This is a genomic window from Mycoplasma sp. 13536, assembly GCF_055523495.1.
Window position 1 is genome coordinate 955,761 of sequence record NZ_JBVFVC010000001.1, and the last position, 12,956, is coordinate 968,716.

The 12,956-nt window shown below is 29.8% G+C and carries 1 protein-coding gene; it reads right to left on the reverse strand.

From position 1 onward, the window contains the following. Window positions 1-57 precede the first annotated feature (57 nt). Window positions 58-12,930: a hypothetical protein gene (locus tag AC0B4N_RS03880; RefSeq protein ID WP_465102528.1), complete on the reverse strand. Its 12,873-nt coding sequence runs from the start codon at window positions 12,928-12,930 to the stop codon at window positions 58-60. Between the last annotated feature and the right edge of the window lie 26 nt (window positions 12,931-12,956).

A 12,956-nucleotide genomic window follows, 5' to 3' on the forward strand; every position in this document is an offset into this window, starting at 1 on the left:
TGTTTGAAGGGTTTTTATATGAAAAAAACTAGGTTTAAAACCTAGTTTTTGTATTTATTAAGGGGTGGTAGAGGTTCCGCTAGTAGTTGGTTGAGCAGTTGAACTTCCTGAACCACTTGAAGGTTGTGCATTTGATTTTGGTGGTGTAGAATTATTAACAATAGTTCCATCAATTGTTCCTTTTGCAGTTTGTGCAATATGCTCAATTAATTTATCAAATTTTTCTTTAGTTAATAATTTTATAAATTCATCTAATAACTCAACTGATTTAATATTAGAGTTCATTATTTCTTGGTAAATACTATTATACATAAAGTTATTATTTACTAGTCCAGAAACTTGATTAAGGTTTAAATCAAAACCATATTTTTCTTTAGCTAATTTAATAACTTCTTTGTAGTATTTGGCTTTTTTATCTGAACCATCAGCTGCATTATTATCTAATGAATTAATCTTAGTTTTTAAGGTTGTTTCAAAGTTAGCAACTTGGGTTACATATTCTTTGAATTTTTCTTTTGCTTCTGTGATTTTAGTATTTAATGCTTCTTGGATATTAACTTCCATTAATTTTTCGGTAATATATTGATTTTTAATTATAAAGAATTCATTAATTAAAGTATTTAAGTTAACATCAGTATATTGACCTTTATTACTAATCGTAGCATTTAAATTCATATGGGTTGCTGTTAATTTTGGAGTTGTATCATTTGTTTTACTAATTTCAAAGAATTTAGCTTTAGTATCTTCTGGAATAGCAGCTCACCATGCTTTAAAACTTGATTCATATCTTTCTTTAAGTAATTTAAATTTCGGTTCAACTAATAATTTTTCTAATTCATCTATTTCAACTTTAAAACGGCGTAAAGCACCATTTTTATCATAAATACTATTAGCAAATAAGTTATAAGCTCCTAGTTCAGTATTTGCATTATTTGTATTAGTATTTGAATACTTAGATGCACTAGTTACATCAGCTGCTTTAATATGCTTGGTACTTTGGGTTGTATTAGCGGCTTGATCAGTAGTTGTATCATTAAAAGTTGTATGAGTTGTTTGATCAGCACGAGTATATGCATCATCAGAGACTAAATTAAGGAAGTGTTTTGAAACCACTTGTTTAGTAGCTGGATCATATATATTAATTACAAATGAAGCGTGGGTGATATTGTTATTTGCTGCGGTTCTTTTCAATGCTAAAGTATGAATATCATAGTATACATAAGGTTCATTAAAGTTATTTGTAGTTGTTGAACTTTGTTGTTGAGTTCCACTATTATTATTTTGAATATCTAATTTATTAAATTCTAATTTAATTTTTTTCAAGATTTCCTTAGCATCAGTTTGTGCTAAATCATTGCCACTAACTTTATATGTTTTATAGAACTGGGCAATTGAATTATGAGTATTTAAATTAGTATAAGTTGTTTGGGTTGATGTGCTACCAGTATTAGCTTGATTTTCATTAAATGAATTATATTCATTTAATGGATGAGAATTGCTACTCTCTTGTGTAGTTGCTTTATTTGTTACTAATAAAGAATTAAGTAAATAGTCTTTATGTGCAGCACTTAACGGCTCACCAACAATTTGGGTTTTGTAAATTTCTTGATCATTATATTTGACTGTAAAGTTATAGTCTTTAGTTAAGATATTATCTTTATGAGTTTCAAGCGAACTTCACTCCATCCATTCTTTGACTTTTTGATGATTTTCATCTACTGAGTAGAGTTTAATATCTGAAAAACCAGTTAGGCGTGCATTATCTGTATTTTGAATAACAGCTGCTTTTCAGGTTAGTTTAATGTATTTTGCTTTAACTGGTCTAAAGGAAATCGGTAGCATGTAGATTGAACCTCCGCTGTGGTCTCTGACAGCTCCGTTTCTCAGGTTTGCTGAGTGGTTTACTTCGTTTTTGTTTCAATTTTCGCGTGTATAAGTGAACCAGTCCCATGGATGTTTTGCGCTCTGGTCGTCCACTGGGGTCCATGTTTTGCCGTCGTCTCCGTACCAAATTGTGTACTCCATAGGTATTGAGCTCCCTCCGCTTTGTCTTAATCCGAAGTTGTGCGCTCTTACCCGCATTTCTATTTTTGCCCAGGTAGTTCTGTCTGCAGTGTTTTTTTTAAGTGTAATGAAATTGTATTTCGTTTCTTGTTCTCTTGCTGTAAATTTTCAGGATTCCCAGTTGTCCCACCTTGACGCTTCTAGCGTGTCGCCATCGAACAATTTGGAGAAATTTTGTGCTTGGTAGGTTGTACTCAGTGAGTTCTCGGTTGTTATATCAACTTTAGTATACAAAATGGTATCAGTCATATTTGCACTATTATTGCTCGTCGCATTTTGGGTAGACAGGTTCAATTGTTTTCCAACAATTGAGAGATTATCATCAACGATGTTTCCACTTGAATCTTTGATACGGTAGTATCAAAGTCCTTCTTTAACTGGCAACGCTAAAGTATTAAATTTGGCATTATCATCATTTTGATTATTGGTACTTGTGCCGTCTTCTTTAAACTTCCATGAATTTTGCTGATCTGGTGTTTGAGTTCATTCGTATCAACCACCTACTGGAGGGGCAGGTAAAAGTTGTGAGAAGAACCGGTTAGTTCCTAAAGTTGCATAGTATCTGCGGCGTGTTAAAGTTGGTAAATTCTCTGTTTCGATAACACCTGTATTAGTAAATTCACTAGCATTCTTACCAAATTCTTTTGGTTTCATTTTTGCATCATATTCTTGAATCTTTTTCTTAGATTCTTCAATTTCAGTAGTTAACTTTGCGCTTGATCAATATTTAACGTTAGCATTAGTATCTTTAACTAATTTATCATATTCAGTTTTATGAGTTGCATGAGCCTCTACCATCTTTTTAACTTCTTCATCAACTAATGAATCATTAGTTAAATTTGCAATAATTGGATAGTGTGATTCAATATAAGTATGTAATTCAGTACGTTTTTGAGTAACACTAGCAATTTCAGTAGTTAACTTTTGTTTTTCAGCTAAAAGCTTAGTTTCATTTGATAAAGCTTCTTTATTTACTTCATTACCACTAGCTACATTATTAACATAGGCAGTTTTTCAAGTAGTTGCTACTTCATTATTATTATGCATCTGTGTATTAGCAATATTGTTAATTTCATTATATATTGCTAATAATTTATTGTATTCAGTTTCTAAATTATTAGCTCTTGTTTCTAATTCATTAGCTGTATTAGCCACATTTAAATTAGTAATTGGATTAGCCATTACTACTTCATTAGTATTATGTAATTTATTGCTAAATTCTTGGTGTTTAGTTTGAGCAGCATTAATACGGTTAGTATATTCGCTAACACGAGTAATTCTTGCTTGAATTTTAGCAACGGTATTTAAATCTTCTCTTGTTACCCTTGTTGAATTAAAATCAGTTATTAAATCTTTATTTTCATTTAATAATGTATCGTTAGTAAAAGTAGTTAAAACATTGTTTTTTAAAGCATTGTCAAGTTTAGTTACTTCGGCTTCTAAGCTAGCTCGATGCTCTTTATAAAATTTAACAATACCAGTTAATCCTTTGCTATCATCACCAATATTAGCTAAATTTCATTGGGTATCTTCTTTACTTCTAGCATAAATAGCTGATTCACTACCAAATGGGAAGGTATAGCCACCATTTGGTATCTTAGGTAAGATAGTATTAAATTCTAAAATTAAGGCATCCAAATTACTACGCTCAGTAGTAATTTGGGTAATAAGTGCATCAAGCTTTTCAACGCTATTAAGACTTTCTTCATTTAAATCATTAAGTTTAGGCTCAAGTCCTTTACGGGTATCATTTTCTAAACCTAGTTTTGAAGTTAAATCTAAACGAAGTTGATCTTTTTTAGCATTTCAATCCCTGATAAATGTTTCAAGCTCAGTTTCAATAGCTTGAATGTGGTCTAAGGTTTTGGTTTGGTTTAAATCTTCTAATTTTGCTTTAAGGGAGTTTAGTGCATCATTGTTATTAGGAACTTGATTAAACTTATCTAAAACCTCTTGTTTACGAACTTGGAATTGATCAAGAATTTGATCAATTTCTCGTTCTAATTCTTCTAATTTTAGAATACTTTGGGTTTTTTCATGTTGCTTGTTATTTAAAATATCTAAGTAAGCTTGTTTTTGAGTGTCATCTAAAATATTATCAACTTTAGCTTTAATTTGATTAATCTTATTATCTAATAAATTACGTTTGTCTTGTGCTCTTTGGATTAATTCATTAATTTTATCTGCAGTTGCTGTTTCAGTTAGATCATTGAAATTAGCTGTATCTGGGAAATAAGGGCTAAATTCATTGTATGTTTCTGAATTTTGAGCAAAATTTGCTTCAACATAATTTTTTAATTCAGTTGCTTTATTTTTTAGTTTTTCTTGCTCTTGTTTAACTTCATCAATTAAAGCTTGAATTTTTGCTTCTGAATTTTTGGCTGGGTCTTTGAAGGCAAGATTTTGAATTTCTTGGAAACGAGGGTTAAGTTTATGAACCTTAGCTAACTCTTGAGTTAATTCATTATTCTTTGTATAAAGATTTTGTAATTCAGTTTCAATTTCTTGGATCTTAGCATCAATTTTATCTGTTGAATTTAATTCATCTGAATGACTTGTCATTAATGCATTAATTTGGCCAATTAAAGCATGCCCTTCAGGTAAATCATTTAATTTATTTGAAAGTTGTGCTAATTTTTGATCATGAGCATTTTTAGCAGCTAATAAAGTGTCGTAGATTTGACGAATTTTAGTTGTTGAGTTAACTGATTCTGCACTTTTATCATTAATTGCATTTAAAGCAGTTTTTTTAGCTTCAGCTGCATAGGGCCATGAATTAGCAAGATCACTGACTTTAGCAAATTCAGCATCTAAAGTAGCTTGCTCAGCTAAAGCTTCTTGGGTTTTAGTTTCGTAGAATGATTTGTTTAAAGCATCTGCGCCAGAATTATTATTAATGCTTGGAGTAAGAGTAGTTCTTACACTATTATTTGTAGGTAATTTTTCAACTGTAGTTTTAAAGGTTTCGATAGTATTATTTAAATCTGTGTATTTATCTTTAAGTAATTGTAAGTTAGTATCAGATTTAATATTATTAAAAGTTAATTCTTTTTCTACTTCGCTTTGTCTTGATTGAATATGACTTACAGTAGGCAAGTAAGTATTTTTAAATTCATCAACTCTAGTTTTAACAGTTTCCAAAGTAGTTGTATAAGCCTTAATTGCATTACCACCAGCAGGATAAATTTCATTATCTCTTTGGTTTTCAAATCCGCTTCTAGCGGCTTCTGGTAAAGCTTGAATTAATTTATCAATTTTAGCTTTTTCTTCAGTTAAAAGACGTTTAGCTTCTTCGGCTTTTTGTTTAATTTGGTCTATATCTCTAGTGTTATAAATCTCTTGAGTTAACTTATCTTTATCTGCGTCTCAAAGTTTATTAATTTCAACTAAAGCTTGAGCTCTTGCTGTTTTAACTTCATTATCAACAATTTGCTCTTTAACTCTTGCTTTAATTTCATTAATTTGAGCAACACTAGTAGCAAGAGCTAATTCTTGTTCAAATTGACTACGTTCATTTGCTGGTAATTTATTAATTTCTAAATTAACTTGATCTTTAGCTTGCTCACGAATCTTAGTTTCTAAAGTATTTAGTTTGGTTCAAGTATCTGCATCATTTAATTCAGTTTGTAAGGCTGCTTTATCATCTAGTTCTAATTGTTCTAATTCAGCAATTACTAAAGCTTTTTTATCTTCATAAAGTTTCGTTGCTTGAGTAACTACATCATTATGAATTGATTCAAGTTCTGAATCTTTAGCTTTTTGTAATAAAGTTTGGTATTCAGGAGCATTTTCAATTTTGGATAAAGCATCTGTTGATTTTTTCTTGTATTCAGTTTTCAAATTATTAAGCTCAGTAATAACTGAATTATAGTCTGTATCTGAAGAAGTATCACTTACTTTATCTAATAACTCATTGTATTTAACTTGAGAAGTTCCATCTTTATCAATTGAATTTTCTAATAAAGCGCGAGCATTAGCTTGTAAGTTAACTAAGTAGTTTTGAGCATCTTGTTTTAAATTATTTAAAGCATTTAATTCAGGTAATTGATCATAGTTAATAGTTATTTTAGTTTGATTAAATTCATTTGATTTATTTGTTTCTTGAACTCTAGCAAGCAACGCGTCAATTTCTTGCTTTAAGATAGCAGCTTGAGCTTCATAATTAGTTACCGCATCAACTATTTCATCTTTTAAACGTGCTAAATTAGCAACTTTGGTATCTAAAGCATTTGGATCATCATTTGGTCCAAAAGTATTTTGTAATTGAGTATTAAATTGGTTTTTAAGACTTTCAGGAAGTTTATTAATTTCTTCAAGTAAGGTTTTTTGCTCACTTGAAGCTTGTTTTGATTTAAGAGCAAAGTCTAAATCAGCAATTGTTGCATTTTCTGCATTAATTTTGGTATCAAAGCCATTTGTATCAAAAGTATCTTGAGCAGTTAATTTATTATAAGCTTCTAAGACTTGAGCTTTATGATCATTAAATGCTTGGGTATATTCAGCAATTAAAGCATCAGCCTCTTGCTCAGTTAAATTAGCATTAAATTTAGCAGCAAAGTTGTTGTAATCAGGATGACCAGCAAGTTTAGCTAATGCTGTATTAGCTTTAGTTTGTTTCTCAGCTAAAGATTGTTTCATTTCAGCAAGGATTGTATCCACTTGTGCCTTAGTTGTTGCAGATGCAATTCGTGCTTTAAATTCATGAACATTGTTCATATTATTAGCAAAATCGTTAGCTTCTTGTTTTTTAGCCGCTAATTCATTTGCTTCTTGGTTTTTATGTTCATCAATTCTGGTTTCTAATTCATTTAAGGTATTTAAATCAGTAGCTTTATCAATAGCAGATGCAAATTCTGCTTTTTTGTTTTGATCTTCAATATTTGCAATTTTATTTCGAAGAGCTGTTTTTTGTTTTTCAACTAAAATATTGCTTTCAACTTCTAATAACTTAGCAAATGAAGTGGCAGTTTCTTCTTTTAATGATTCAAGTAACGTTGCTCTTTGAGCCTGAGTAAGTAATGGATCATTTAATGAATCAAGTAAGGCTTGACGTTTTTCACTATATTTGGTTTTCGCTTGATTTAAAACATTTTGTATCTCAGTATAAGATGTTTTATTGTTGATCAATTGAAGCAAGGCGTCTTTTTCAGGGTGACCATCAAGAACTTTAGTTACTTCTTGTTTTGCTGTTTCTTTATGTTTTGCTAATTTAGTATCAATTTCACTATCTAAAGCTGCAAAATCTTCAAATTTTTGAACTGCATTAATACGAGATTCTAAATCTGTAATTTCTTGTGGACTTAAAGAGTCTTTTTTAGTTAATAAACGTTGTTTTTCAACTTCAAAAGCGTTTTTATCAGCTTCTAAATCTTGTTCAAGACGCTGTTTTAATTCAAGTAATTGATCAACTAAATTATTTGATCAATTAGCAACTGGGCTAGAACTTGAAACTAGTGCATCAAGTTGGGCTTGGTAATTTTGTTTTTTAGAATCACCATCTTTTTTAAAGCCATCTAGCTTACTTACTAAATCAGCTTTCATAGCTTGTAAAGCTTGTGAATAATTAGCAATTAATTCTTTTGCTGTATTTGAATCAAAAGTTTTTTGATCATTTGCTTCTTTTTGAGTAGTTACATCAACAAAGGATTTAGCAAGTTGCTCCCTAATTTGAGTTTGTGTCGCAGTAAATGCATTTTGAATTTCTTGTTCAAGTTGTGCATATTCAGCTTCAGTAAGGGTTCCTTTGTTTTGGTCTAAATTATCTTTAATTTGGTTATAAGTTCTACTTAAAGGATTTGAATTAGCAACAACGCCTGAAGGTTGTTCTAATTTTTTTAGTTTTTCTAAAGCTGCAGTGTTTTTTTGATCTAAATATTGTTCAAGTTCTTGTTTTAATGTTTCAAGATCTAGTTTTTGGTTTGATTTAATTTTCTCTTGATATTCAGAATATTTTGCATTATCAGGACTAATTCGATCTAAGACTTGTTGAGCTGCTATTCTCGCTGCTTCTAATTCACCTTTATCTTTTTTAATTTGTTCATTAATCTTTGTTTCTAGTGCTTTAACTGATTCTCCTCTGCTTGTTAAAGCACTAATTTCTTGATCCAAGCTTGCTTTTGCCGCTTGATCTAAAACATTTTTTAGTAATGCACTAAGAGCTTCTTTATCTTGTTCTAATTTAACTTGCTCTTTAAGGTTGTTTAAATCTTTAATAGTGTTTTGGTTTGATAAAGCAGTTTCAAACTCAGCTTTTTTAGCTGGGTCTTTGATTTTAGCTATTTCGTTATTTACATTATCTTTTACACCATCAAATGCAGCATTGGCTTGAGCAATGATTTCATCAAGTTTGCTTTCTTGTTTTTGATCACCCATTGCTTGTTGCATTGAAGTTTTAAGTGTTTCATCACCTTCAAGGCGATTAATTGCAGCTTGGGTGCTAGCACGTTTTTGATCAATATATTCATTAATACGAGTTTGTAATGGCGCTAAGTCATTTTTATCACGGATGTTGTTTAATTGTTCTTGTAATTGAGCCTTTAACTCATTATTAACATTAATATTAGCAAGTAAATCATTAACAGGTGTTTTATCTTTTTCTAATTCTTTATTGTAAGTTTCTTTAGTTGCTATTTCTTGTGTAGTTCTTTCTAAATCTTCTAATGAACTAGCATTATTGATTTTATCAATAAAACCTTGAATTTGGTCTGGGTATGTAGCATTTGCACGTACTTTAGCAATTTGGACTTCTTTTGCTTCTTGTAAGGTTATTGCTGGAGTTAATGCTGATACTTGAGCGAGGCTAGATGCATTGTCTAAACGCGCTTGTAAAGCTGCTTTTTGCACAGGATCATCTAAAGCATCAATACGGGCTTGTAAACTTGCTTTAACATCGGCTAATTCTTGGCGAGCTTGATTAATAAAGTTATTTAATTCTGCTTCACTAGAAATATTTGATAATGTTGCTAATTTATTTTCATATGATGATTGTAATGGTGAACCAGCAATAATTTTGAAAGCATCTTGTGCTGTTTTATATAAATTATTTAACTTAGTCTTATTCGCTTGATCTAAAGCTTTAATTGTGGCAAAATCACTTGTTTGATTAATTAATTCACTTAAAGCTGTTTTGTCATCTAGTTTTTGGGCAAAATCAATGGCATCATTTTTAGCAGTATTTAAAGCAGCTACTAACTCCGCTTCAATTGCATTAAATTCACTAATACTACTTGCATTATTAGCTTTAGCTAATAATGTATGTTTTAAATTATCTACTTCTTGTGTATTTAAAATGCTATTAATTGACTCAATTAAGTTATCTTTAGCTCTTGCTAAAATATTATTAACTTGAGCAATTTTGTCTTCTAAGTCTGCTTGAGTTTCTAAAGTTTTTTGTTCTTCTAAAAATTGTGCTTGTTGCTCAGGGGCAAGCTTAGCAATTGCATCAGATAAATCATTATTTAAATTATCTAAAACATCTTGACCTTGCTTGGTTATATCAGCTAAGGCTACAAAAGTTGAAGCATTATTTAGCGCATTTTCCAATTCTTCGCGAAGCGGGTTATCAATTCTTAATTTAGCTAAAGTGGCAAGCCCCTCGCGACGTGAATCTTGAATTCTTGATTCTTGTAATGCTAAATAATTATTAACATTAGCCAATAAATTATCAATTGAACCAATTGAATGAGGATTTGCTAATTCTTGTTCATATAATTTAATAATTGCTGGGTCTTGGATATTTGCTAATTTGTCTTGAATTGTTGCCTTAGTTTGGGCAACGTAGCTAGTTTCTTGAGCTAGTTTTTCTTTAACTTCAACTAATAATTGGTCAACAGCGTCTTTATCTTGAGCAGTTGAAAGTTTTTTAAGATATTCATTAACTAAAACTTGATCATTAATTTTTTCTAGTTCTTGTGCTGTTTCTTTTTTAACTTCTTGCAATTGTGATGATTTTTCAATATTTGCTTCAATAGCAGCAACATCGTTAAGACTCTTAATATCTTGTGCTAATGATGCTAAACCTTTTTTATTAGGGTTACCATAATCTAAGTCATAAATTTTCTTTAATAAATCATTTTTAGCATTAGTTACTTCTTGTTCTAACTGTGCTAATTTATCTTGCACTTCACCAGGATTTAATGCTTCTAAATCGAGGTTCTTAGATTCATGTCCATCTGGAAGATTATTAACTAATTCTGCTAGTTTCGCTTTGTTTTGTGCTAATTTTTCTTTAGCATTAGCAATATTATTTTTAGTATTAGTTAAGTTATTAACTAATGAAGGATTTAAATAATCACTAATGAAATCAAAGTTTTGGGCACCAGATTGTTCACCTAAATCACTTATTAAATCATTAGCGCCCCCTAATAATTCTAATAAATCACCTTTTAAGGCTGTATTTTCAGCAAATGCATCGTTTAATTTTGGTGCTAAACTTTCATAAATTGTTTCTAATTCAGCTTTAGTTGTATTTGGATCAAGTAATTTATTATTAATTTCTTCAAGGTTATCAAAAATTGTAGAAGCGTTAGCTCCAGCTTGGCGAATTACACTTGCAATTTGATTACGAAGTGGTGTTTTATTTTGTAATTCATCTAATAAATTATCAATTGTTGCATCATTAACTGGTTCAGTAGTTAAAGACAGTTTTTTCTCATTTGATAATTTAAAACCAAGGTCTTTAGCAATTGCAGCAAGTGCTTCTTTTTTCTTGTCTTCCGGAATTGAAGAATCAGATTTTATTTTAGTTAAAGCACCAAGAAGAATATCCCTGGTTTCCGTTGGAGATTTTTTATCTTTTTGTGCATTATATGAATCTAATACTTCTTTTAGCTGAGTAATATTAGCTAAATTAGCGGCAAGATTTTCATTATCTTCAATATTTCTATTTAAGTTATTAAACTCAGCAATTGCTAAGAATTTTTCAGTATCGCTACCTTCTAAATCAGCTAATAATTTTGCTTTTTCTTTATATTCAGGAATTTTAAGAGCGCCATCTGTTAATTGAGCAAATTTTGCTTTATTAACTTCAGTTTGTAATTCTTTAAGTTTTGCTTGAGATTGTGCTAGTTTTTCTTCATATGGTAAAGTTGTATTTTTGCTTAATGCTTGAATTTCTTCTTTTAATTTTTTGATTGCTTCATTTTCTTTAACATTCGCTAATTGATTTTGTAATTTAGAATCAATAATAGAATTGAGAGCATCTTTTTTTAGTTCTTCAAGTTTTGCTAATACTTCTGATTCCGATGAATTAAGTGGTAAAGTTGCATCAAAATTATCAATTCACTTTGCTTTAAATTCAGGATTATTTAATAAAGCATCATTGGCTTTAGCATATTTTAAAACTGCATCACGTTCTTGACGTAAAACATCATTAATTGAATCTAAAGCACGTTTGTAAGCATCAACATTATCTTGATCAATAACGTCTTTTAAAATACTATTTTTTAATTTAGAATTATTTGCTAATTTAGCTACTGCTTTGTCAAATTCTTTTTTAGAATCATCATAAATTTTATATGCTTCATCTTGAAGTTTTTTAACATCCTCAACTGAAGCTAAATCATTTAATTTTGCTTTTAGTTTTGTTTTTAATGGTTCATTAATTAAGTCTAAAACTCCATTTGTATTATCTTTAGCTCTTTGTAATCTAACTTGGTTAATAACTTCCGTGCGTAAGTTATTTAAATCAGTATTTGAAGATGCGTTTTCGAGATCTGATAATAATTTTGCTTTAGTTTGCTGATCAAAGGTTGAACTGTTAATAATTTTCTCAATTTCATCTTTTTTGAATTTAGCTAAAGCACCTTCTCCAGAATTAGCCTCTAATAATTTTTCATATTCATCTTTTAAGTCTTGTGCTTTTTTAATAAAATCATCAGCATTTGTATTTGCTTTAAGCTGTGCAAGTTTATCTCTTAAAGTTGGATCCTTAATTTCATTATCTAAAAAATCAAGTTGTTTAATAAATGATTCTTTTACATCAACATAATCAATTTGCACTTGTTCTTGAACTTGAGCAAAAATAGTTGGTAATTCATTTAAATTAGCATTTCTAATTTTTTCTAATAATTTATGACGTTGAATTGGATTTTCAATTTGATCTGCAAGTAATAAAGCTTCATTATATTTTTCTAGTGAACCTTTTAATGATTCTTTATCTTTAATTGTTTTAGCTTTATTGAATTCATCTAAATACTCAGCTTTGTTTTCAGGAGATAGTTTATCAACCACACTTGAATTAAAAGCATCAAGTGTGGTTCTTTGGTTTGCTTCTTTTTCTAAAGTTTCATTAATTAATGCACTTGCTTTGACAAATGATTCTTCAGTTGCAGTTGGATTTTTAGAAGAATCAAATAAATCTTTAAAAGATGCACGAACTTTATCTTTATCTTCAATATCTTTTGCCTTAGCAATGTTATTTTTATTTGCTTTAATTAAATCACGATTTTTTATATTTCTCGCAAACTCTTCTTCACTACCTAATGCAGGGAAATATTCTCTTTCAATTCCAGAAGCTGCCGAAGCATCCTCAAGCACTTCTTGGGTTGTCACATAAGCATATTGATTTAAATTAGCATTGATCTTTTGTAATTCTTGAATAGTTTTTTTGCTTAGAACTCCACTAAAATTGATATTTTCAATATCAACTGAAGCACCTAAAATGAGTTTATCTTCATCAGATAATAATTCTAACTTACTTTGAATTAACTTTTTCAAGTTGTCAAATGTGGTAACATTTTCTTTATGTTTAGTTACTGTTGTATAGCCCAAAACTCCGGTGATACCAGCTGCTGTTGTTAAAAAAGCGGCACCACCAATAATAATGGCTTTTTTCTTGTTGTTTTTCTTTTTAGTCTCTTGACTCATGTTTATCCTTTCTATTGCATATATAT